Source organism: Desulfocicer vacuolatum DSM 3385 (assembly GCF_900176365.1).
Classification (GTDB): Bacteria; Desulfobacterota; Desulfobacteria; order Desulfobacterales; family Desulfobacteraceae; genus Desulfocicer; species Desulfocicer vacuolatum.
In genome coordinates, this window is sequence record NZ_FWXY01000014.1 from 100,277 (window position 1) to 123,917 (window position 23,641).

At 46.8% G+C, this 23,641-nt stretch carries 17 protein-coding genes; 12 read left to right on the forward strand and 5 right to left on the reverse strand.

Going from position 1 to position 23,641, the window contains the following annotated elements; translation table 11 throughout:
* Nucleotides 1-131 precede the first annotated feature (131 nt).
* The 3 genes from B9A32_RS13355 to B9A32_RS13365 all read left to right on the forward strand — a co-directional run bounded on the left by B9A32_RS13355 (nt 132) and on the right by B9A32_RS13365 (nt 5,304).
* Complete coding sequence (locus B9A32_RS13355) at nt 132-1,019, forward strand: formylglycine-generating enzyme family protein (protein ID WP_139795824.1); 888 nt, start codon at nt 132-134, stop codon at nt 1,017-1,019.
* Nucleotides 1,016-4,240, forward strand: a complete 3,225-nt coding sequence (locus B9A32_RS13360; protein WP_084069945.1) for an Npt1/Npt2 family nucleotide transporter — start codon at nt 1,016-1,018, stop codon at nt 4,238-4,240. Before B9A32_RS13355 ends, B9A32_RS13360 begins: the two co-directional genes overlap by 4 nt.
* Before the next feature lie 143 nt (nt 4,241-4,383).
* Nucleotides 4,384-5,304: an adenylate/guanylate cyclase domain-containing protein gene (locus tag B9A32_RS13365; protein ID WP_084069946.1), complete on the forward strand. Its 921-nt coding sequence runs from the start codon at nt 4,384-4,386 to the stop codon at nt 5,302-5,304.
* A 73-nt stretch (nt 5,305-5,377) separates the two neighbouring features.
* Here the strand turns inward: B9A32_RS13365 and B9A32_RS13370 are convergent, their stop codons facing one another.
* The 4 genes from B9A32_RS13370 to B9A32_RS13385 all read right to left on the reverse strand — a co-directional run bounded on the left by B9A32_RS13370 (nt 5,378) and on the right by B9A32_RS13385 (nt 9,391).
* Nucleotides 5,378-5,581 (reverse strand): hypothetical protein, encoded by a 204-nt coding sequence (locus B9A32_RS13370; RefSeq protein ID WP_084069947.1) that lies wholly within the window; start codon nt 5,579-5,581, stop codon nt 5,378-5,380.
* A gap of 382 nt (nt 5,582-5,963) precedes the next feature.
* The gene (locus B9A32_RS13375) at nt 5,964-7,103 is read right to left on the reverse strand and encodes a hypothetical protein (protein ID WP_084069948.1); all 1,140 of its coding nucleotides are present in this window, start codon (nt 7,101-7,103) and stop codon (nt 5,964-5,966) included.
* A 15-nt stretch (nt 7,104-7,118) separates the two neighbouring features.
* Nucleotides 7,119-8,021 carry an ATP-grasp domain-containing protein gene (locus tag B9A32_RS13380; protein WP_084069949.1) on the reverse strand — a complete coding sequence of 301 codons (903 nt, stop codon included), beginning with the start codon at nt 8,019-8,021 and terminating at the stop codon, nt 7,119-7,121.
* On the reverse strand, nt 8,018-9,391 hold the full coding sequence (locus tag B9A32_RS13385) for a GNAT family N-acetyltransferase (protein WP_084069950.1): 1,374 nt from the start codon (nt 9,389-9,391) through the stop codon (nt 8,018-8,020). The genes B9A32_RS13380 and B9A32_RS13385 overlap by 4 nt, the downstream gene beginning before the upstream one ends.
* A gap of 212 nt (nt 9,392-9,603) precedes the next feature.
* Between B9A32_RS13385 and gshB the strand changes: the two genes are divergently transcribed.
* From gshB to B9A32_RS13415, 6 genes are all read left to right on the forward strand, one after another.
* A complete protein-coding gene (gshB, locus tag B9A32_RS13390; protein ID WP_084069951.1) occupies nt 9,604-10,584 on the forward strand; it encodes a glutathione synthase in 981 nt (326 codons plus the stop codon).
* Nucleotides 10,585-10,644: 60 nt separating this feature from the next.
* Nucleotides 10,645-12,426, forward strand: a complete 1,782-nt coding sequence (locus B9A32_RS13395; RefSeq protein ID WP_084069952.1) for an ABC transporter substrate-binding protein — start codon at nt 10,645-10,647, stop codon at nt 12,424-12,426.
* On the forward strand, nt 12,423-13,397 hold the full coding sequence (locus tag B9A32_RS13400; RefSeq protein ID WP_084069953.1) for an ABC transporter permease: 975 nt from the start codon (nt 12,423-12,425) through the stop codon (nt 13,395-13,397). Before B9A32_RS13395 ends, B9A32_RS13400 begins: the two co-directional genes overlap by 4 nt.
* Before the next feature lie 52 nt (nt 13,398-13,449).
* Nucleotides 13,450-14,343 carry an ABC transporter permease gene (locus tag B9A32_RS13405; RefSeq protein WP_084069954.1) on the forward strand — a complete coding sequence of 298 codons (894 nt, stop codon included), beginning with the start codon at nt 13,450-13,452 and terminating at the stop codon, nt 14,341-14,343.
* A gap of 2 nt (nt 14,344-14,345) precedes the next feature.
* A complete protein-coding gene (locus tag B9A32_RS13410; protein WP_084069955.1) occupies nt 14,346-15,308 on the forward strand; it encodes an ABC transporter ATP-binding protein in 963 nt (320 codons plus the stop codon).
* Between the two features lie 190 nt (nt 15,309-15,498).
* A complete protein-coding gene (locus tag B9A32_RS13415; protein ID WP_139795825.1) occupies nt 15,499-16,320 on the forward strand; it encodes an ABC transporter ATP-binding protein in 822 nt (273 codons plus the stop codon).
* Nucleotides 16,321-16,366: 46 nt separating this feature from the next.
* Here the strand turns inward: B9A32_RS13415 and B9A32_RS13420 are convergent, their stop codons facing one another.
* Entirely contained in the window at nt 16,367-17,797 is a 1,431-nt protein-coding gene (locus B9A32_RS13420; protein WP_084069957.1) for an NAD-dependent succinate-semialdehyde dehydrogenase, read from the reverse strand.
* A gap of 367 nt (nt 17,798-18,164) precedes the next feature.
* Between B9A32_RS13420 and B9A32_RS13425 the strand changes: the two genes are divergently transcribed.
* The 3 genes from B9A32_RS13425 to B9A32_RS13435 all read left to right on the forward strand — a co-directional run bounded on the left by B9A32_RS13425 (nt 18,165) and on the right by B9A32_RS13435 (nt 23,629).
* Nucleotides 18,165-20,783, forward strand: coding sequence for a cache domain-containing protein (locus tag B9A32_RS13425; protein ID WP_212637937.1), 2,619 nt, complete (start codon nt 18,165-18,167; stop codon nt 20,781-20,783).
* Nucleotides 20,784-20,786: 3 nt separating this feature from the next.
* Nucleotides 20,787-21,446, forward strand: a complete 660-nt coding sequence (locus B9A32_RS13430) for a response regulator transcription factor (protein WP_084069959.1) — start codon at nt 20,787-20,789, stop codon at nt 21,444-21,446.
* A 521-nt stretch (nt 21,447-21,967) separates the two neighbouring features.
* Nucleotides 21,968-23,629, forward strand: a complete 1,662-nt coding sequence (locus B9A32_RS13435) for a fatty acid--CoA ligase (RefSeq protein ID WP_332308517.1) — start codon at nt 21,968-21,970, stop codon at nt 23,627-23,629.
* The last annotated feature ends 12 nt before the right edge of the window (nt 23,630-23,641 follow it).

The following is a 23,641-nucleotide window of genomic DNA, read 5'->3' on the forward strand; positions in this document are numbered from 1 at the left end:
TGGTGGATAACATCAATAACAAAAGCCTGACCCCGTCGGCACACTGAGCCCATCGGTACATTTAAAAATGCTGGCTTTGAAATGAAGCCCGAAAGTTGAATGAATGATTTAAACCTAAGGAGTATAAAATTATGATAGTTCATGGAAAGGGATTCAATTTTATGGAATTTTTTCTCCAGAAGCATATGATTTTCCAGAGAAAAATTTTCATAGGCCTTATATCCATAATATTGTTTGCCCCGGTGTTGCAAACAGACGATATCTGTGCCCTGGAAGCGTCCTTTGTCAATGAAGTGGGCATGGAATTTATTTTGGTTCATCCGGGGGGGTACATCATGGGAAGCCCGGTGGACGAACCTTTCCGGAGCCGCAATGAACCCCAGCACCGGGTGGAGATAAAAAAAGCATTTTACATGCAGGCAACGGAGGTGACCCTGAAACAGTGGCACAGTATCATGCCCAAAAAAAGTTTTATTCTTCGAAAAGGGGCAGATGATATGCCGGTGACCCGGGTTTCCTATTATAATTGCCGACGGTTTGTTGGGAAACTCAGCCGCAGAACCAATCAAACCTATCGATTGCCCACGGAGGAAGAGTGGGAATATGTGTGCCGGGCGGGCACCACCACTGCCTATAGTTTTGGTGACACCGTGGACTGCACAAAGGCCATGTTTGGCAATAACAGCCTGAAATGCACCGACTGCATTGAAGAATCCAGATCCAGGGGACTTGAACTGGACAAACCGGCTCCGGTGAAGAGCTATCCTCCCAATCCCTGGGGCTTTTATGACATGCATGGTAATGTATGGGAATGGGTGTCTGATGCATATCATGGCTATCTGGCCCAGGATGACGGGGTGCTGCCAGGCAGAGAACGATCCTGGGATACCCGTATCAAACGGGGGGGCAGCTGGTTTATGTACGGACATTATTGTCGCAGCGCCAACAGAGCCTGGGCCCACCCCGGCGGGAAATTTAAAACCACGGGATTCCGGGTGGTGCTTGAGGTAGCCAAATGACAAAAAAATTTCTCAACATGTTTAAGGTGTACGAAGATGAGATTGCCCTTCTGTTATGGACGGTGGCTCTTTTATTCATCATTCGAAGCGCCGGAACCCTGCTGAATAATTTTGCTGAAACCGCTTTTCTCAAACGTTATGGCGTGGAATATCTTCCGGTGGTGAACATGATCAATGCGGTGGTTACTTTTTTTATCACCGGAGTGCTCACGGCGTTCACCGGTCGCATGGCAGCCACACGGCTGCTTTCCCGGGTGTTTATTATCTGCGGTGTCTGCATCACACTCATGCGTCTTGCCATTCCATTGGGATTTGAAATCATCTATCCTGTATTGTTTATGATGAAAAGTCAGTTTGAGATGCTCCAGGCCCTGATGTTCTGGAACCTGGCCAATGATCTTTACAATACCCGGCAATCCAAACGGCTTTTTCCCCTGGTCACCGCCGGCGGGGTGGTGGGGATGATTCTGGGAAGTTTTTTAACCCCCTGGATGGCCTCTGTTTTTCGCATGGATAACTTGCTTTATGTCTACCTGGCCTTAACACTGTCCGGGGCTTTTTTGGTCAATGCCATGACTTCCCGCTTTCCCACGCTGATTTTTTCTGATCATAAAACCGGTGGTGCCAAGGGCCGTACTCCCATGATTGAGGAGATTAAGCGAGTGGTTCCTCTGATAAAAGAGTCCACCTTGTTTAAAATTGTGCTGGTGTTGACATTCATGCCCAATGTGGTGATTCCCATTCTCAATTATCAGTTTAACTATGCCATTGACAGTCAGTTTGCCAGTGAATCCGGTATGATTCATTTTTTTGGTTATTTCAGAGGTTTTTTAAACATTATCAGTCTTTTTATTTTGCTGTTTGTGGGAAGGATTTACGGTCGCTGGGGAATCTCTGTGGCTTTGATGTTTCATCCCTTTAACTATGCCATTGCCCTGCTGGGATTCTTGTTCAGGTTTGATATCTTTGCGGCCATGTATGCCAGGATGTCCATTAATGTGATTCGAACCACCATAAATGTGCCTGCCAATGCCATTTTAATGGGATTGTTTCCCGATTCTTACCGCGCCATGGTGCGTCCATTTCTACGGGGAACAGTGGTAAGGGCAGCCCTTTTCCTGGGTTCCGGCTTGATTCTTATTTCCACCCACTACTTTGATCTTCATCCCCGCTATCTGACTTTGGTGGCCCTTCCCTTTGTCATTGCCTGGGCTGCGGCTCCCTTTGTGTTGAAGTCTGCCTATACACGGATTTTGATGGATCTGATGAAAACCGACATGTTTGAATTCAAACAGTTTGACGGCAAACAGCTTGCCCAGATATTCAAGGGCGGTAAAATCCAGGAAGCCCTTATCAACGCATTCTTAAAGGCCGACGGTAAAAATACCGTGTGGTATGCCAGGTTGCTTAAACATTTCGGTATAGAAAATTTTGATTCCCTGATACTGGAAAAACTGCCCTCCCAAAAGGAATCCGTGCAAATCGCCCTTGTGAATATGCTTTCCAAAGAGTTGGAACAAGAGGCCATGAAACAACTTTTGGGGCAGGCTCATCCAGACGCCCACGGTGTTTCCATCGCTGCATTCAGCCATCTTATCCAGTGTGAAAATCATTGCAGGATAGATGCCCTGGAAAAGGTGCCCATGGAGATGTTTCTCAACAGTGCCAATGCCGGGGTCCGGGGTCATGCTTTGGCGTGCCTGTGGCCAAAAGAACCGGAAAAATGTGCAGCCACCCTTAATGCGTGGCTTGCATCTCCAGAAGACGATGATCAAAGGGCCGGTGCCGTGTGTGCCGGATTTGTGGGGGATGATGTGGTTACCCCCATGCTGCTGAACCTTTTATATGCGTCTCCTTCTCCGGGTCTCATTGCCGATCTTCTGGTGTCATTGTCAAAACTTGGCATGGAAGATATCAATGATGTGATTTTTCCTTATCTTATCCATGGGGATAAAAGAATTAGGAAAGCCGCTGTTACAGCCCTGGATATTAATGATGAAACAGCCTTTGGCCACGCCCTTCAACGGGTGGGGGACAGTGATGAATCCATCCGGGAACTGGCTGCACAACGCATCCGTGACGCCAAATATCAGAACAACCGCATTGTGGTGGAATCCCTTGCCGTTCCCGACACCCGGCTGCGCAAAGGGCTTTTTGAACTGTTGGAACATCTGGATATAAAAGATGGGGATATTTACCATTTTGCCAGAAAAGGCCTTGAAAATTGTTATCTCTATATTGCCATGGGGCTCAATATTGACTCTTTGCCCACCACCCCTGTGAGGGAACTTGTGAAAACCCATTTATTCCAGAAAAAAGAATTGATTCTGGAAAATGTGATCCGGGTACTGGTGATTCGTGATGAAACAGGTCGCATGAAAACCGCATGGAAAGGGATCTTTTCTTTGAATCAAAAACACAATGCCAATGCCATTGAGTTGTTGGGAGATCTTCTGGATCGTCGGTTGTTTGATACCATGCGTCCCCTTCTGGAAAGCCCCACGCCTGAAGTTGCCGTGATGGAGGGTCGCCCCTTTGTAACCATTCCGGAATTTGATTCAAAGGGAGTGGAGGTGTTTCACCGACTGGTGCTGTCCAAGGACTGGGTGGATGTTGTCATGGGGCTTGATTTAAGTCTGGAAGATCCTGAACTTAAGGAACCGGTAAGCTTCTGGGAGACCCATGATGCCTTTACATCCCATCATATCATAAAGGAAATTGAAATGATCAAACACAAAAAAGCCGCAGATGTTAAGGAAAAGAAAGGGAGCTCCAGACAGGAGATTTCCCTTGCTGAAAAAATTATGCTTTTGCGGGAAATTGATATTTTTTCAGATCTTAAAGTGGCTGAACTTGCAGCCATTGCCGCAGTGACAGAGGAAGTTTCCTATCCGCCGGATGAAAAAGTGTTTAAGCAGAATGATGTGGGTGATTCGGTGTTTATGGTGATTTCCGGTCTTGTGGAGGTGGTGCGGGAGCTGTCTTTGGAGGATCGGGTTGTTCTGGATACCATTAACCGGGGCGGTGCCTTTGGAGAGATGGCCCTTTTAGATGATTCCCCCCGGTCGGCAACCATACAGACGGTGGAATTTTCCCGGTTTTTGACCCTTCACAAACAGGCCTTTAACGAAACCGTGATGGAGTATCCCCGGATTGCATTACAGATATGTTCCATACTCAGCCAGCGTATCCGGCATCTGCACGGTAAAATTGATCAGTGATAAACTTTTCCCCGTGGAATTAACCAAAAGCTCATCAGTATGCCAAGTGTGTCTGTTGCAACTTTTGGTTGGAAGGCAAGCGCTGTGACTCCTTCCAACAAGGTGTATCAACATTGGAACCGGATCTGTTAAGGATTGTTTGCATGGCATTAGACAGCAATAATAAATTGTATGAAATTTTATTGGATGTGGCAAAAAAAGTGTCCATGGGAGATTATGACAACGTAGACAACCTCATGGAGCTGACCACCCGGGGTAAATATCCTCCCCAGGTGTCAGAGCTTGCCGAAGCCTTTGGCATGATGGTGGTTAAGATTGAATCCCGTGAATTTAACCTTCAACAATTGCTTGAAAAGATAAAAAGTAAAAATAAAAAACTGGAAGAAACCCTCCAACGGGTCCAGTTATTGGAAGGTGTTCAGAGCCATTTGAGTAAATTTGTACCCAAATCAGTGCAGGATATCATTGAGGATAACCCTGAAAATCCGGATTTGAACAAACATGAAAAAGATTTGTCTGTATTGTTTCTTGATATTGCCGGGTACACCAAAATGAGTGAAAATATCTCCCAGGAAAAAATGAATTATCTCATTGAAACTTATTTCAGCGAATTTTTGAACATTATTGCCGAAAATAAAGGCGATATCAATGAAACCGCCGGTGACGGCCTCATGATTCTTTTCCAGGATGAAAATCCCCGGACCCATGCCGTTAATGCGGTTTCCGCCGCCATCGGTATCCAGAAAAAAACGCTTGTTATCAATGAATCCTTAAAGAAAAAATATGATCCGGTGATGGTGAACATGGGCATTAATTCCGGTAAAGCGTCCGTGGGTTCCACCCGTTTCAAGGGGGTTGCCGGAGATCGATGGACCTATACGGCATCCGGACCTGTCACCAATATTGCGGCCCGGGTCTGTTCAGTGTCAAAGGGAGGTGAGATTCTGGTGACATCTTCAACATCGCGTCACATTGAAGACAGATTTAAACTGGGATCACCCAGGGAACAGGCCTTGAAAAATGTCAGTAAGCCCATTCAGCTCCGGGAGATCATTGTTGAGTAATTGACGGGGGCAAAAAATTGTGATTATCCACACCCCCTGGGCTGAAGGCCCAGGGGGTGTTTTGATTCACATTCTATGAACCTTCTATTTCACACTTATCGTTGAGATGAACCCGGATAAAGTAAACGCCAAGTGCTGCCACCGGGATTGCAAGCAAAAAGCCCACCACCGGAAGCAGGGTAAAACCGATGATCACAAGGGCCAGGGCGCCTATTAATAAAAGCGATCCAATCATTAATTTTGACATTCTTTCGGGAAGACATTCATTCATTTTCATGGGCGACTCCTTTTTTATAAAATAGATGGCAGATTTGTCTGCCTCAGTAAAAAAATGAAACGCTTATGACTCCTGTCGGCTGGATGGTGTTTCAATGTGGCCGGCCAGCCAGACAAGGTGGTTTACTCAACTTTCGGGCTTCATTTCAAAGGCGGCATTTTTAAATGTACCGATGGGCTCAGTGTGCCGACGGGGTCAGGCTTTTGTTGTTGATGTTATCGACCAAGGCCTTTGCCAACGAAAAAAGCCTCGATAATGTCAATAACGAAAGCCTGACCCCACCACGAAATGCGAACACCGAAAGTTGAGGTGGTTTAAAAGTTCAACTTTAATGATTTTTAATGCAATTAAGATGCCAATGGTTGCTTTTTCCCGGATAATGTTAAAGCTTAAGGCTTTTTTGTTTGTTCAGTAATTTTTCAATGGTGTTAACCAGATCCATACGCCCCTGTTTTCTCAATAGCGGTAACACCGCCTGATAATAGGGCGGACGTTTACGGATGGTGATGTCATATTTGGCGATCATATCCGGGGTAACATCATTTTCCACAAAGGCGTCTGTTTTATCAAGGGCACCAATGGCCAGAAGTTCAATCATGGTGCGCACGCATTTTTCGCACACCCCGCAGTTCAGGCGATGGGGCACATTGGCAAGACACACCCTGAAATTGTTCAGCGCCACCTCCCAGCCTGCCACAATTTTTATTTTATCCAGCCGGGACTGATCATGGTCCCGGTGGCGGATGCGCATGTCATGGCTGGAGTATTCCGGATCCCTTAACGGGTGGGATGCATTGGGATGAAGATAGGAAACATCGTAGCAGGAGCCGATGTAAACCATGTGCAGAACTTTTGCAAAGGCGTGGGAGATGGAAGCCAGCACAGCACCGAAAAAATTTTCCAGCCACAAAACCCGGTTGTCGCAAAGATGCCGGATGTTGGTGTACACTGGTACCAGCTCAACATCTGCGGCATCGGTGATCCGGGTGATGGCGGTGACAGCCCGGTCGTACACATGATATTTCATGCCCCGCTCCACCACACCGCCAATGTCAAATCCATGGATAAAAAGTCCCTCTTTAATTGAACCCGGGTGGGAGGCAGGGTAGCGCAGTCGGTTAAGTCGCAGGGCTGCCAGGGAATCCATACCCCCGGACATGACCATGCCGGCATGCCTGTTATCGGAAAACAGTGCGTGATCCAGCACATCGGTTTCAATTTTCAGCGGAGTATAATCCCCCTTGCTCCACACCTGGGTGATGGCCATGGCAATGTTAAGCCCCTCCAGCAGGGTGGGGCAGATTTTTTCATCCATTTTAATTCTTTTTTCATGGAAATGCATGGCCGGGATGAGGCATCCCACCAGAAAGGCATGGGGATTTAATGACAGCTTATCTGCTGTGGCATGGGGGGTTTTGATGAAAATGGTTTTTCCGGGATGGTCACTTTCTTCAAATTGCACCCTGGCACTGATCTGGGTGAATGCATGGTCTTTTGTCCGGTTCAGTTGCGAGATAATCATAGACGGCCTTTTAAATTATTCATTATTTGTCCGCTTGTGGCGGTTTATACGGTGGCACACATGCTCAATGATTTTTCCGGCAATATCAATATGGGTGGCCTCTTCCAGTCCCCGGAACCCCGGGGAATAGTTTACCTCCATAATATATGGTCTTCCCTCTGCCGTAATAATCAGATCCACCCCGGAAATTTCCAGATGACACGCCCTGGTGGCCTTGATGGCCATTGTTTTCCATTCAGCGGATAGATCTACGCATTGGGCCTTGCCGTTAAGATGAAAATTACTTCTGAATTCTCCCTTTCCCGGGGATAAGGCCATGGCCCCGATGACCTCATTTCCCACCACCAGAATGCGCAGATCCCTGCGGTTTTCCGGTGGAATAAAACGCTGGACCACGGCACCTTTTTTTTCTTTTAGCAATGTGTGGCAAAGCTTGGAAATATCATCGTTCCCGGTGATTTTAAAAACCCCTTCACCTCCCATACCGTCCATTTTTTTGGCAATGACCGGATAGCCGCCCAAAAGTGTCACGGCCCGGTGGAACCCCTCTTCGGCAGTAATAAAAAAGGTGTCTGGTACCGGCAGGTCTGCCGCAGCCAGGGTCTGGAGGGTGATGTACTGGTTTCTGGCAATGGTGATGCCTTCAACTCCGTTGATCAGAGGAATATTCAGGTGCATCAATTGGCGGAGCAGGGCCATACCATACTCCCCCATGGGTGAACCTTGTCTGGGTAACACCACATCCAGAGGAGAAACAAGGTCATTAACGGTGTATTGAAATTTACCTTTACCAATGCCGGACAACATTTTGTAAGGATTGATCAGGCAAATCTTGCATCCCTGTTGTTCTGCGGCCTGGGCAAGTCGCATGGTGGGATGAAATGAATAATCATTAACGGTCATGATGCCGATGTTCATTTGTGTAATTTTTCCATGTTGCTGTTAATCATCTGTTCCGGCATCCAGATACCGGCGGGTTTTCCCATTTGTTCACTGTAATAGGTGACCACTTTGCGGGTTTTGTTTCGTATGGCAATTTTCTGGGTGGCAGTGTTATCCTCACTGATGATGGAAAAAATTTTGTGATCTTCTGCCCGGGCCGTCAATCCTTCCAGAAGTTTTGCCCCCACCCCCAATGCCCGGTATTCCGGCCTCACCGAGGTATACCCCCGTTCCAGAAAATGGGTAAAATCCATGTTTGATATTTTATTAATTCGTTCAATAAAGGGTTTTCTGGGGCGTTTTAAACTGGAATTCCCCACAATTACCCCGTTTTCCATGGCATAGGCAATGAGAAAGGCCCGCTCCAGGTTGTATCTCACCCATTTTGTGGCCACAGATCCACCCGCCTCCACCATTTTGCATATTTCATCTAAATATTTCGGCGGCAGGTTTTCCGGTTTTTCAAAATAAAAGGTGATATCCTTTCCCAGGGAAAAAATTGTTCCACAGGCCGTATCCACCCGCATGGGAAAAAGTTCTTTGCGGGAATAGCAGGTGAGGTAACCCAGTAAACGGGTGGGATCATTCAGGGCCTGCCACAGGGGAATCCCCGGCAGTTGTTCAACATCGCTGTAAGGTATTTCCATGTCAAGCCTGGGACGGGCATTAAAATCATCATTTTTTTTTGTTGCCCGGGAGATTACTGCCATTTCATGGGAATGGGCAATGTTGGGGTTGGAAAGGACAAAGGAGAAAAAGGGGGGTGTTTTTGAAATATTTTCATTAAAGCCAAGAATAAAGTGATTCCATATTCCTTTTTTGGACAGTTGCCATAACGCTTTGGTCTCCAATTTTTTTTCCGGATGGGGAATCTGCCATTGGATCATGCAAAGGGTGGAAATGGTAAAAAAATTTTCTGCAAGCTCAAACGGGGGCTTTCCATCCCGGATTACCCGGGTAATACCCATGGTAATATTTTTTTTGCGGTGAATTGCTTCCAACACCCGGAATAGAAAATCGTCACTTTCAAAAGGCATTTCAAAGAAAAGCGCATCTGCCCGGGTGGCATCAATACTTTGGATGATGTTGTTGATAAAAGAATCAATGTCCGGGTGGAAATCTTCTTTTTTGGTGCAATAGGGTGTTGGGGACGGTTCGGGAATTTTTTTTCTGGAATTTTCCGGTGGGCAGTCAGGAAGATGATGATCCATGGCGACATCATGGGAGATAAGGCTCATTTGGGTGGTTGCCGGGGGAAAAATCGGCTGGAATTTATCCAGGGGAGGATCAATTTCCGGGGGTTGTTTTGAATGGATCAATAAAATATTTTTTTTTATATGTTTCATGGTGAGAGTATGTTACTTTATTTTTACGTGATTTTCAATGGATTAAACAGGTTAAAAGCGTTTTATGTAAATTCTCAATAACCTCGGGTTGATACCCCCTGACAGTGCTTTAAATGCCGGATGATATTCAGAACGGATACTTGAATACCCGGACTTATTGAGATCTTACCGTTTTATCGTCTGATGAATCAAAAAGATTTTTTGGGAACCTTATGAAAATAGCTTTTTTAATGGATCACCTGCGCAGTATTGATCCTGTCTGGGAGACCACCTCCCATTTAATGTATGAGTGCAACCAGCGTGGACACACTGTTTTTTTTCTGGAACCCCATGACCTTTATATAAGAGATAACGGGGTGGTGGCCAGGATGCACAACATCACCGTGCAAAAGGATTTATCCATTAAAGCTTACTGGGATGCCCTTATTGACTGCCTGGTCCAGGATGAGCTTATTTTTGAAACGGTCATTGAACTGGATGTTATTTTTTTAAGAAAAGATCCTCCCATCAATTATCAGGTCATGGAGTTCTTAGGCCCTGTGTGTGATCGGGTTTTTGTCATGAATCGTCCCATGGGTCAAATCAAAGGTAACAGTAAAGTCTATACCTTGAATTTTGCCCATATTATCCCCCAGACCCATATTTCAAGGGATCCCAAACGTCTGCGGCGAATTATTGATAATTTCGGGGGTGACATGATTATAAAGCCCCTTCAGGGACATGGCGGGGAGGGAGTCATCAAGGTAAGCAATCGTGACCCTGAAAATTTAAATTCCTTGATTAACTATTATATCCGGGCCAATCGACCCTATCCCCAGCGTCAGCCCATCATGGTGCAGGAATACCTGGAAGATGTTAAAAAGGACGGGGACGTAAGAATACTGCTGCTTAACGGGGATATCCTCGGTGCCATGAAACGTAAATCCGTGTCCGAAGATTTCAGAACCAATGTTCATGCCGGGGCCGAAGTGCTTTTCCATGAAATAACACCTGCCCAGAAATCAATCTGCGATATCATTAAGCCCAGACTCATGGAAGATGGGCTTTATTTTGTGGGGATTGATGTCATTGGAGACAAACTTCTTGAAATTAATTGTGTCAGTCCCGGTGGCATTCCCCGGATCAATCAACTCACCGGGCAGAAGATTGAAACCCGGGTGATTGATTTTATTGAGCATAAGATTTTTAAATAACCGCCACGGGCAGACCGTGCCTGATTCGGTTTTGCCCATAATTTTTTCGGATTTTTTTATATGAAAACAATGCTGTCCAGTGCCGACATTACTTCCATTGATCTGTATCACACCTGGGTACGGGTGCGTCTGAAGGCTTTTTTTATGATCACTGTTTTCATGGTGTTTTGTTTGCTTTCCTGTCAGGAGAAATCCACAAAAGAGATTTTAAAAATAGGGCTTCCAGAAGAGCCGCGCACCCTTAATGTGTGGCTGGCAAGTGACTCCAACTCTTGGAAAATTTTATCCCAGATTTACCAGCCCATGTACCTGCGGGACCCGGACACCCTGGAACTTATTCCCTGGCTGGCAAAGGATATGCCGGTGCTGGACAGGGAAAACATGAGTTACCTTGTGACATTAAAGGCGGCAAAATGGTCCGACGGTACCCCTTTTACTGCCCATGACGTGGCCTTCACCGCCGGGGTGTTTCACGATTTTAAAGTCCCCCGGTACTACAGCAAATGGAAGGCCGTTGAAAAAATTGAAGTGGTGGATGATCACACAGTGCGTTTTTTCCTGAAAAAACCCTCTGCCATTATTTTATCCCGGGTGTTCACTGCTCCCATGGTTTCCCAAAAACGATGGCAGCCGGTGGTGGATGCGGCATTAAAAACCCGGAAACCCCTGCGGACCCTGCAGAATCATAAAATTGAATCCCCCCTGGGCACAGGCCCTTTTGTGCTTTCGCAATATCAAAAGGGCACTTTTATTTACATGGAGAAAAATCCCCGGTTTTTCGGCACAGGGCGCACCATGGCCCACCGTCGTCTGGGGCCATGGGTGGACGGCGTGATCTACAGAATGTACGGCACCGGTGATGTGGCCATTCTTGCCCTGCAAAAGGGAGAAATTGATATGTACTGGTGGGGTATTCAACCGGGATATGTGGCCCAGTTGACTCAAACCCCGGACATTGAACTGTTCCATAACCACAAAAGTGCCCTGTACTTCATGGGATTTAATGTAAGAAAAGCCCCCTTTGATGACAGGGCACTCCGGCGGGCCGTTGCCACCCTCATTGATAAAGAATTCATTGTCACCCGTCTTCTTCAAAATTACGGCATTGCCATGCACTCCATTGTACCCCCGGGCAATGCATTCTGGCATAATCGTGATGTGCCCCGGTACAGTGAGGGGTTAAACCGTGATCAGCGCATTGCAAAGGCCCATGACCTTTTAAAACAGGCAGGATACACCTGGGAAACTCCTCCGGTGGACGAAAATGGAAACATCCAAACGGCCCGCAATATCCGTCTTCCCAATGGGAATCCCATGGAAAAAATGATTATCCTGACCCCACCGGCGGACTATGATCCCAAACGGGCCTTTGCCGGTATGATGATACAGGAATGGATGCGGGAGATGGGGATTCCCGCCTTTGCCCGGCCCATGTCCTTTGGGGCGCTCCTGGACAAGGTCAAGGGAAAGCATGATTTTGATGCCTTTGTTCTGGGATACGGCAGACTCAATCTGGACCCCGATTATGTGAGAACCTTTTTTTATTCTAAAAATGACAAGCCCCGGGGATGGAATATGAGTGGATATAAGAATCCTCTGTTTGATGACCTGGCCAACCGGCAGCGGGCTGAAATGGATCGAAACAGGCGAAGAGAACTGTTGATTGAAATGCAGCGCATTATCCTTGATGATGTGCCCTATATTCCTTTGTATAATCCTGATATCCTGGAGGCATCCTCCCGGAAGCGCTTTAACGGATGGGTGGAAAGCCTGGAAGGCATCGGTAATATCTGGTCCCTTTGCATGGTTAAACCTGTAACGGCAACGGAACTTAATCCATGAATCGCATTGTGTTTATATCCAAAAAAGCGGTGGAACTGTTTATTTTGTTTTTTTTGATTCTCACCGTTCTTTTCTTTTTATTTCGCCTGGCTCCGGGGGACCCTGTGACCCGCATGGTGGACCCCATGCTCACCCCCGAAGATGCCGCCCATATTATAGAACAGATGGGCCTTGATAAACCCCTGACCACCCAGTATATGATTTATGTTAAAAATTTTTTTACGGGTAATTTTGGATTTTCCTTTCACTATGGAGAGCCCGTGGCCCGGGTGATCATGGCAAGATTGCCCTGTACGCTCTTACTATTTACCACATCCACCCTTCTGGCGGCCCTGGCCGGGGTGTTTCTGGGAAAAATTTCTGCCTGGAAAAAGGGGTCCCGCATGGATGGGGTGCTTTCCATCTCTGCCTTGGTGTGTCATACGCTTTTTGTGCCGTGGTTTGCCTTGATGATGTTATGGATGCTGGGATTTCAAGTGGGATGGTTTCCCCTGGGGGGCATTATTTCTCCTGAGCTCTGGATCGAAGATGCCCCCTTTGGCCTGAAGGTCCTGGATGTGATCCATCATATGATACTGCCCCTTTTAACCCTTTTTATTATCCATGTGGGCAGTTATCTCTTATTAATGCGAAGCAGCATGCTGTCGGTGTTAAAGGAAGATTATATTTTAACGGCCCGGGCCAAGGGCCTTACAGACCGGGTGATTCGCAACCGCCATGCGGCAAAAAATGCAGCCCTTCCCGTGGTGACAAGTGTGGGGTTAAGCCTTGCGTTCTCCATTAACGGCGGGGCCTTGACCGAGCAGATTTTCACATGGCCCGGTATTGGGCGGGAGCTGATTTTTGCCGTGAGTAACAATGATTATCCGCTGGCCCAGGGCTGTTTTCTGCTCATTGCTGCGGTGGTGCTGTCAGCCAATTTTATTGTGGATCTGCTCTATGCCTGGCTGGACCCCCGGATTCATTATTAAGATTATTTTTTTTATATGAAATACTCCTCAAATCAATGGATACCCTGTCAATATGAGTTATTATTTTGGTTTTATGCATCGGTTTTCATCCAACTGGAAAATTTTTATTCAAAATCCACTGGGAAAAGCCGGGTTAGCTCTTTTGTCTTTGTTTGCTCTCATGGCCGTGGCCAGTTTTGGGCTGCACCTGCTGGGCCCCATGTATGATCCCATGACCGGTGTGGACCCTGTGGTTTCGCGCTCTGTGGGGCCAAGTACATCCCATTGGCTGGGTACCGATTTTATTGGCAGAGATATTTTATGTCAATTGCTGGAAGGGGCCAAAATTGCCTTTATTGTTGGACTGGCTTCGGCATTTATCAGCATCATCATCGGCACTGTGGTGGGCATGGTGTCAGGATATGCCGGAGGGATTGTGGATATTCTTCTCATGCGTCTGGCTGATATGGTCATGGTGTTGCCCTCCCTTGTGATTCTGCTCATCATTGCAGCGCTTTTTGGCCAGCTTAACATCTGGATGATTGTTTTTTTAATTGCCATATTGCGATGGCCGGCAGTGGCCAGGGTGATCCGGTCCCAGACCCTGTCTTTGAAACAACGTCCCTTTATTGAAGCGTCCCGGGTGGCCGGGGCCTCTGATATCCGTATTATATTTAAGCACATCATGCCCAATGTATTGCCCCTTGCCTTTCTTTACATGACATTTCGGGTCACCTCCGCCATTCTGGTGGAGGCTTCTTTATCATTTCTCGGGTTTGGTGATCCCGGTCAGATCAGCTGGGGTATGATGCTGCAATGGGTGTGGAGTTCCGGCCACATGTTCCAGGCCCCTTACTGGCTGTTGCCCCCGGGGATCTGTATTTCCCTTCTCACCCTTTCCTTTTATATGGTGGGACGGGCCATGGACGAGGTGCTGGATCCAAGGTTGAGAAGGGAGGGGCAATAAGCATGGCATTACTCACCGTGGACAACCTGACCGTGGGATATGACAGTGCAACGGGCATGACCCGGGCTGTGGACGATGTTTCTTTTACCATAGAATCCGGTACTTCCCTGGGCTTTGTGGGGGAGTCGGGATGCGGCAAAACCACCATTGGCATGGCTTTGATGGGACTTTTGCCGGATAATGCCCGGATTTTACATGGCAATATCATTCTGGACGATCAAAATCTTATAAAAATTTCCCAGGAAGATTTTAGAGAGATACGGGGCAGAAAAATTGCCATGATTTTCCAGGCAGCCATGAATGCGCTGAATCCCGTTGTCCGGGTGGGGGATCAGGTGGCGGAGATGATTACCACCCACCAGACCGCTGTCTCTCCTGTGGAAATATCGGTGAAAATAGAAGAGTTATTTGATCTTGTGGGAATACCCGGGGATCGCATCAACGATTATCCCCATCAGTACAGCGGCGGCATGAAACAGCGGGCCATCATTGCCATGGCCCTGGCCTGTAATCCCCGTTTGATCATTGCAGATGAACCCACCACGGCCCTGGATGTGGTGGTTCAGGATCAGATATTAAAGGAGATCATAAAAATACAAAATCTGCTTGATACCGGTTTTGTGTTTATCTCCCATGATATTGCGGTGGTGGCCCGGGTGTGTGAAAAAATATGTGTGATGTATGATGGAAAGATTGTGGAGACCGGCACCAGGGAAGAAGTGTTCCAGGCACCGGTGCATCCCTATACCCGGCAGTTGCTGGGCTCCTACCTCACACTGGATAATTGTAATAATATTAAAGTTCCTTATATTAACTCCCGGTTGGGACAAAAGGGGTGGGAACATGGATGTGCACTTGCACCTTTATGCGATAACCCCATGGATAAATGTGATCGTCTGTGCCCAGGCTGGCGGCAATTATCCCCCACCCACGGGGTTCGGTGTTTTAAGAAATCAACCATATAACCGCCACGGGCGGACCATATTCTGGCCTTGGCCTGTCCACAACAAAACTTGAAATACACCCCCGGTTTGCGGAGTGTTTCATATAAAACAAACCACATGTCCTGGCGGACACAACAAGTATAGAAAATGACGATGATGGGGCATTGGCCAGATATTACCAACCCGAATATGTACATTTTTGGAAAAAATAATGAAAAAACAACAAAATGCCATCATTGAGCTGGCGGATATTTCAAAAATTTATTATCAAAAATCCCAGCTCTTTCATACCGGTGCCGGTGATGTGGTGGCTTTAAAAGATATTAATCTCACCATTAACAAGGGAGAAATATTTGGGCTTGTGGGGCAGAGCGGCAGCGGGAAAACCACTGCAGGGCGCTTGCTGGTGAAACTTGAAAATCCCACCCGGGGAGAGATTTACTTAAAGGGTGCTCCGGTGTCCGGGTTAAAGGGCAGGGAACTAAAAGAATACCGAAAACAGGTTCAAATGATTTTCCAGGATCCTTATCAATCATTAAATCCCCATCTTTCCATTGCGGAAACCGTGATGGAGCCCCTGATTGTGCATGGTGCGGGCACCCGGGAAAGCCGACGGCAAAAGGTTCTGGATACCCTGGAAACCACAGGCCTTGTGCCGGCAACTGATTTTTATGATCGATATCCCCACCGGCTCAGCGGGGGGCAGCGCCAGCGGGTGGCCATTGCCCGGGCCATTGTTCTGGAACCGGAGTTCATTGTGGCAGATGAGCCCAGCTCCATGCTGGATGCCACCATTGCCATACAATTGTTCCAGGTACTGCTCAACATCCGGGAACGATTGGGCATGACATTTTTGTTTATCACCCATAACCTGGCTGCGGCAAAATACCTGTGCGACCGCATTGCTGTCATCCAAAATGGCGTCATTGTGGAGACAGGTCACACCCGGGATGTTATTGATCACCCTTCACACCCCTACACCAAAACCCTTATTGCGTCCCAGCCCAGTTTTGATATCTGTCCCATTTTGTAAAAAAATGTGGGCAGACCAAAGTCAGAATGCGGTCCGCCCGTGGCGGTTATTTTAAAGAAAATCCCCCAAGTTTTGTTTCCAAATATTCTTCAATGCCTTCAATGGCACCTTCTCTTCCCAGGCCGCTTTCCTTCATACCGCCAAAGGGGGCCGCAGCAGAGGTGGGATTGATGTCATTGATGCCGATGATGCCAAAATTAAGCCCCTCAAAAAGCAGCATGGCCTTGGATAGATTCTGGCTGTAAACATAGGCTGCCAGGCCATAACGGGTATCATTGGCCATGGTTAACAGCTCTTTTTCATCCTGATAGGAAATAACAGGGGCCACAGGTCCAAAGGTTTCTTCCCGGTAAATGAGCATCTCCGGGGTAACATTATCCAAAATGGTGGGGGCATAAAAATGACCTTTATCAAGGCCGTTTTCCATGAGCCTGAAACCACCTGTGACAAGCTTGGCACCCTTTGCCACAGCATCTTTCACCTGGTTATCCACCTTTTCAACGGCAGTGTCATTGACCAGGGGGCCAATGCTCACACCGGCCTCACTGCCGGGACCTGCCTTCATTTTAAATACCCGGCTGGACAATTCCTTTAAAAACGGTTCTTTCATGCTTTCATGGACAAAAATCCGGTTGGGACTGATGCAGGCCTGGCCCGTGTTTAAGAATTTTAACAGAGAAAGTCCCTTGGCCGCATGCACAGGGTCAGCATCTTTGCATACAATAAAAGGGGCATGCCCACCCAGTTCCAGGGAAACCCGTTTCATCTGGGCCGCCGCTTCCCGGGCCAGCATTTTCCCCACCTGTGTGGAACCGGTGAAGGTCAGTTTCCGCACCCTTTCATCTGTTAAAAACACTTCTCCCACAGGATTGGGGTCCCGGGCGGTCACAAGATTGGCCACCCCTGCGGGAAGCCCTGCTTTTTCCAGCAGTTTGAACACTTCAATGGCGCAAAGGGGCGTGGCTTCGGCGGGTTTGAGAACAATGGTGCATCCTGCGGCCAGGGCCGGGGCCACTTTTCTTGTGATCATGGACACCGGATAGTTCCAGGGGGTAATGGCCCCCACCACCCCCACGGGCTGTTTTAATACCATGAACCGTTGATCTGATCGGGCTGAGGGGATGGTTCTGCCATATACTCTTTTTGCCTCTTCGGCAAACCACAACAGAAAATCAGCGCCGTATTTCACTTCATTGCGGGCAGCTTTAATGGGTTTTCCCTGCTCCAGGGTCATGGTCTGGGCCAGGTGTTCGAGATTGTCCATCATAAGAGTGTGGGCACGGTAAAGAAAATCCGAGCGCCGGTAGGCTGTGGCTGCGGCCCATGTATCCAAAGCATCATGGGCCGCTGTTACAGCCAGGCGTGTTTCTTTTTCGCCACCGTCGGGAACCGTGGCAATGGTTTCACCCGTGGCGGGGTTTAATACGGTAAATGTGTTTTTTTTTTCTGGAATTGCCCATTGGCCGTTGATGAACATAATCACTCCTTTGAATTTTTATGAATCATGAATTTGTGGCTATTTTTTGTCATAAAGATAAAAATTTATCAAGCATTGTATGTTCTTTCATTTGACCATTGATTTTGTTTTCAGTATATCATCAAGTGTTATCCAAAAGTCAGTTGATGAAATAAGGAGTTTCATGACAATAAAAGGTATGACCTTTTTGTTTGTATTTATTTAAAATTCAGCAGGTTCCAAATAAAAAGAGCAGCCATTTATTTCTATGCGGCTTCTAAGTGAGTAAACGGGGTGTCATTGTCAAAAATCAACTTAATGGATTCCCTGGTTTGCAAAATTCATGGGTAAAGCATGTACTGCATTGCATTTTCAAAGGGGCTTGAATTTGTCTATTCCCATTGTCAGTGATATTTTACATTTTTTTGCAAACTTGAAAATCAAGACAAAACTGCTGGGCGCTTATACCCTGATTTCCGTGTTGGCCATTTTTCTGGGCGGTGCAGTGATTTATCACCAGGTGCGCATCACCATTGAAGCCAATATTGAAAGTGAACTGACCAATGCCACAGCTGCCATTCAGAACATGGTAAGAACGGCAGCTGCCACCTCCATTAAAAATCATCTAAGGGCCATTGCCGAAAAAAACAAAGAGATTGTGACAAACATTTACGCAGATTTTCTCAAAGGCCTGATGACGGAGGAAGAAGCCAAACTTTTATGCCGGAAAATTCTCTTTAGCCAGTCCATTGGTAAAACCGGATATATTTTTTGTGTCACTTCATCGGGTATAGCCACGGAACATCCCAATCCCGGGGTGGTGGGAAAAAATTTTTTAAACCGGCAATTTGTCAAAAAAATGATAGAGATGAAAACCGGCTATCTTGAGTATGACTGGAAAAATCCAGAAGATGTGGCCTTAAAGCCCAAAGCCATGTACATCTCCTATTTTAAACCATGGGACTGGGTCATTGCCGCCTCCTCCTATAGGGAAGAGTTTGCAGAATTGATCAATATCTCTGATTTTAGGAAAAGTATTCTGAGCCTGACCTTTGGGAAAAGCGGGTATACTTATATTAAAGACAGCCTTGGAAATCTCATTGTTCATCCTTTTATGACAGGTAATTACTTTGATGCAAAGGACAAATACGGTGAATATTTTGTTCGAAAAATCTGTCGGTTAAAAAACGGAAAGGCTGTCTATACTTGGAAAAATCCCGGGGAGACCATTGAGCGCGATAAAATGGTGATTTTTAAATATATTCCGGAATATGACTGGATTGTGGCATCCACCACATATCTTGACGAAATTTTTGCCCCGTTAAACACGGTTCGAAACATTGTCTTCACCATTATCCTTTTAATCTGTGTCTTTGTTTTTTGCACATCTTTGTGGATTAATGCCGGTGTTATAAGGCCGTTGCAGAATTTTATGAAGCAGTTTGCCCTGGGCGCATCCGGGGATTTTAATATTCGCATGCCTGTAAAATCCACCGATGAAATCGGGCAACTTGCAGATTATTTTAATAGATTCATGGATACCCTGAATAACTATGCCACCAATTTGCACCTGGAAATGAATCAGCATAAAATGACGGCCCAGGCCCTTCGTTCCAGCGAGGAAAAATATCGCACCATTCTGGAGCGCATGGAAGAAGGGTATTTTGAAGTGGATCTGTCCGGATCTTTCAGCTTTTGCAACCATGCCATGGTCAGGATGCTGGGGAAAAAGGAAGATGAGATCATGGGTACCCGTATTTATAATTGCATGAATCTTAAAAATTGCCAGGCCCTGGAAAAAATTTTTACCATTGTGAGGCAGTCTGGCAAGGCAAAACAATTGAGCGATCTTGAGTTGATCCGGTCAGACTGCACCCTTTGTACAGTGGAGGCTTCAGTATCTTTAAGAAAATCTTCAGACAATACACCCAAAGGGTTCAGCGGAGTGCTTCGGGATATCAGTGAGCGGAAAAAAAATGAAAAAGCCCTTCGTCTGTCAGAAGAGATGTTTTCAAAGGCTTTTAGGAGCAGCCCTTCTGCCATGTTCATTGCCGCTTTAAAGGACAGCCGTATTATCAATGTCAATGATCGTTTTCTGGCGGTCACCGGCCACAGCCTGTTTGAACTCATCGGCAAAGAATTGTCAGGGAATCATTTTTTTTACCATTCCATGGACTGGAAAAAAATGATGGCATCCTTGTCAGAAAAAGCGTTGATTAAAAATCGGGAAATCACATTTTTAACGGCCGCCGGAGAAAAACGCACGGGAATGATTTCCATGGAACAGATCTTTTTGTGGGGTGAATCATGTATTCTCGGGGCCATTGAGGACATGACCGATTCCAGACGATTGGAGCGGGAAATTCTCATCATCAGCGAAAGGGAACGTCAGAAGCTTGCCATGGAACTGCACGATGATCTTTGCCCCCAGCTCATCGGCATTGAGGTGATGACCAAAATGCTGCAACAACGCCTCCATGGAAACAAAGGTGATGGTTGCCTGGACAATGAGGCAGATCGCGCGGGTAAAATTCGTTCTTTGATTCTGGACAGCATTGAAAAAACCCGTCGTATGTCCAGGGGACTTTCCCCTGTGAATCTCACAGAACTGGGATTTGATGCTTCCCTGGAAGAACTGGCCACATATGTCAGGGAGGTTTTTAATATTTCCTGCACCCTTTGCTATGATGTAAGCCCGCCCTTTGAAGATATCACCATCGCCACCCATGCCTATTACATCGTCCATGAAGCCGTTCACAATGCAGTGAAACATGCCCGGGCAAAAAACATATATATTTCCTTGACCAATGAAGATGAAACCGCCAGATTAGAGGTTAGAGATGACGGCATGGGATTTAAGACATCTGCTGTGTTCCGGGGCATGGGCATGCAGATCATGAGGTACCGGGCAGGCAGGATCGGTGCGGTGCTTGATGTTAAGGCAGCCCCCAACGGCGGTACCATTGTGGGACTGACCCTGGAAATAGACGTGTCAACCGGAGTGTAATAGATGATTCGCATATTTATTGTTGAAGATCACCCCATTTTTCGCATGGGAATAGAGGAAATGATCAATCAGGAACCTGATATGACCATATGCGGCCATGCCGAGGATGTGCCGGGGGCCATAAAACTCATAAACATTGAAAAACCTGATCTTGTTATTGTGGATCTTTCTTTAAAAGAGAGTAACGGTCTGGATCTTATTAAAGAAATTCATCTCCGCCATAAACCCATGGCATCCCTTGTGCTTTCCATGCATGATGAAGCCATGCATGCTGAACGCTGCATCATGGCCGGGGCCAAGGGCTATATCATGAAGCAGGAAGCCTCTGAATCCGTTGTCACCGCCCTGCGTCGTATCATGGACGGTCATATTCATGTCAGTCCTAATATCATGAGTCAGATTCTCCATGCCTTTCAAAAGACGCCAAGCCTGGTGCATGAATCCCGTTTAAAGCAGATTACTGATAGAGAGCTTGAAATTTTTCAACTCATAGGTGCGGGACTTTCTTCCAAGGAAATTGCAGGCCAGCTCAATATCAGCATTAAGACCATCGGCACCCACCGGGAACGTATTAAAGAAAAATTGCATTTAAAAAATGCCAGCGAATTGGTTCGATATGCTGTGATCTGGGTGGAGACCGGTATTTTCAAGGGCGATGCATAATCGCCTGGGATTTTCATATAACCGCCACGGGCGGACCGTACTCTGATCCCGTTCCGCCCACAACAAAGCTTGGAATACACCCCTGATCTGCGGAGTATTTCATAAAACGGGCATTTCCTGTCGGACACAACAATATAGGGTCGTAGACGCGGAGCCAAATGGTATTATACCGCCGCCCCCCGACGGGCAATGGGCCCGGACCGGAACTGTAGACAGCTCGATTGTCCGGTTCCTATTGCCCGTCGGGGGGCGGCTCTGCTGAGGTGACTCAGAATCCCTAAAAAAATCTATTTTAACGATACAGTAGGTAAATTACCTACAGGGTTTTCTGTTTTTCACCCACCTCATTATGGTGTTTACACCGATTTTATTATCTCCATTGATTCATTATAATTAAGAAAATTCCATAATCCCATTGATCTTCAAAAACGCCTTCGGCGTATCCGGATTCCTTCCCGGCAATGGAAATGACAATCTGAAAAGGTCTGTATGGCCCCAAATGAATAATGGATAAAGGAGAGATGATGACAACACAACTCATTACCCCCACCCAGAGTGCCTATGCCTACCCCCTTCTTATAAAGCATCTTTTAAACACCCCCCTTATTTATTCTCCGGATCAGGAAATTGTATACCGGGACTGCTTTCGCTATGATTATAAAACCCTTGGAAAACGGATAAAACAGCTTGCATCCATGCTCAAAGCCCAGGGGGTTAAGCCCGGGGATACCATTGCCGTCATGGACTGGGATTCCCATCGTTACCTGGAATGTTTTTTCGCCGTACCCATGATGGGGGCTGTGCTTCACACTGTGAATATTCGTCTGACATCAGAACAGCTTATTTACACCATTAACCATGCCGAAGATGATATCATTCTTGTTAATGAAGAATTTTTACCCCTGCTTGAATCGGTGAAAGACAGATTTGAGACAGTGAAAAAGGTCATTGTTTTATCTGACAAGGGTGCAATTCCTGCCTCCTCCATTGAGTTCAGCGGTGAGTACGAAGCCCTGGTGTCTGATGCTGTTCCTGAGTATACTTTTCCCGATTTTGACGAAAACACAATGGCAACCACTTTTTATACCACAGGCACCACCGGTCTTCCCAAGGGAGTGTTTTTCAGCCATCGTCAGATCGTACTTCATACCTATGGGGTTATGGCAGGACTTACTGCCTATAAATCCCAGGCCAATATCTCGTCGGCGGATGTTTATATGCCCATGACCCCCATGTTCCATGTCCATGCCTGGGGCATGCCTTATCTCATGACGCTGCTGGGAGCAAAGCAGGTGTATCCGGGACGATATGAACCCGAAACCTTGTTAAAGCTCATTGTTGGAGAACAGGTGACATATTCCCATTGTGTTCCCACCATCATGAACATGCTGATCACAAGCCCATCCATAAAAGATGTGGATCTTAAGGGCTGGAAGGTCATCATCGGGGGATCTGCCCTTTCCAAGGGGCTTTGCAAGGAAGCCCTTGGTCATGGCATTAACCTTTTTACCGGATACGGCATGTCAGAAACCTGCCCCATTTTGACCCTTTCCAACCTTAAACCCCACATGCTGGAATGGGGGGAAGATGAGCAGGTGGAGATTCGTTGCAAAACAGGTCTTCCCATACCCGAGGTTCAATTGGAGGTGGTTGATGTTGAGGGTAATCCCGTTGCCCATGACGGCCAGACCCCCGGGGAGGTGGTTACCCGGACACCCTGGCTTACCCAGGGCTATGTCAAATCCGGGGAGCAAAGTGAAGAGCTGTGGAAAGACGGTTGGCTTCACACCGGTGATATCGGTGTCATTGATCAGGAAGGCTATTTAAGAATAACCGATCGCCTTAAAGATGTGATCAAGACCGGTGGTGAATGGATCTCCTCCCTGGAGCTGGAAGATATCATCAGCCAGCATGAAGCCGTCAATGAAGTTGCGGTGGTGGGGATTACAGATGAAAAATGGGGGGAGCGTCCCATGGCAATGGTGGTTCTCAAAGAGGAGTTCCAGGGTAAAATTTCTGAAAAAGATATCCAGGAGTTCTGCATGACCTTTGTGGAAAAAGGGCAGATCCCCAAATACGGGGTTCCCGGTAAAATCGTATTGGATGCCGTTATCCCCAAAACTTCGGTGGGTAAAATCAGTAAAAAGGATATCAGAGGTACATACGGAGAGAACTTAAATTAATTTTCAATTATC

Excerpts from the sequence above, each read along its gene's own strand:
- B9A32_RS13420 (WP_084069957.1), bottom strand. The coding sequence starts at position 17,797 with ATGTTCATCAACGGCCAATGGGCAATTCCAGAAAAAAAAAACACATTT.
- B9A32_RS13360 (WP_084069945.1), top strand. The coding sequence starts at position 1,016 with ATGACAAAAAAATTTCTCAACATGTTTAAGGTGTACGAAGATGAGATT.
- gshB (WP_084069951.1), top strand. The coding sequence starts at position 9,604 with ATGAAAATAGCTTTTTTAATGGATCACCTGCGCAGTATTGATCCTGTC.
- B9A32_RS13415 (WP_139795825.1), top strand. The coding sequence starts at position 15,499 with ATGAAAAAACAACAAAATGCCATCATTGAGCTGGCGGATATTTCAAAA.
- B9A32_RS13380 (WP_084069949.1), bottom strand. The coding sequence starts at position 8,021 with ATGAACATCGGCATCATGACCGTTAATGATTATTCATTTCATCCCACC.
- B9A32_RS13400 (WP_084069953.1), top strand. The coding sequence starts at position 12,423 with ATGAATCGCATTGTGTTTATATCCAAAAAAGCGGTGGAACTGTTTATT.
- B9A32_RS13435 (WP_332308517.1), top strand. The coding sequence starts at position 21,968 with ATGATGACAACACAACTCATTACCCCCACCCAGAGTGCCTATGCCTAC.
- B9A32_RS13370 (WP_084069947.1), bottom strand. The coding sequence starts at position 5,581 with ATGAAAATGAATGAATGTCTTCCCGAAAGAATGTCAAAATTAATGATT.
- B9A32_RS13375 (WP_084069948.1), bottom strand. The coding sequence starts at position 7,103 with ATGATTATCTCGCAACTGAACCGGACAAAAGACCATGCATTCACCCAG.
- B9A32_RS13430 (WP_084069959.1), top strand. The coding sequence starts at position 20,787 with ATGATTCGCATATTTATTGTTGAAGATCACCCCATTTTTCGCATGGGA.
- B9A32_RS13410 (WP_084069955.1), top strand. The coding sequence starts at position 14,346 with ATGGCATTACTCACCGTGGACAACCTGACCGTGGGATATGACAGTGCA.
- B9A32_RS13365 (WP_084069946.1), top strand. The coding sequence starts at position 4,384 with ATGGCATTAGACAGCAATAATAAATTGTATGAAATTTTATTGGATGTG.
- B9A32_RS13395 (WP_084069952.1), top strand. The coding sequence starts at position 10,645 with ATGAAAACAATGCTGTCCAGTGCCGACATTACTTCCATTGATCTGTAT.
- B9A32_RS13355 (WP_139795824.1), top strand. The coding sequence starts at position 132 with ATGATAGTTCATGGAAAGGGATTCAATTTTATGGAATTTTTTCTCCAG.
- B9A32_RS13385 (WP_084069950.1), bottom strand. The coding sequence starts at position 9,391 with ATGAAACATATAAAAAAAAATATTTTATTGATCCATTCAAAACAACCC.
- B9A32_RS13405 (WP_084069954.1), top strand. The coding sequence starts at position 13,450 with ATGAGTTATTATTTTGGTTTTATGCATCGGTTTTCATCCAACTGGAAA.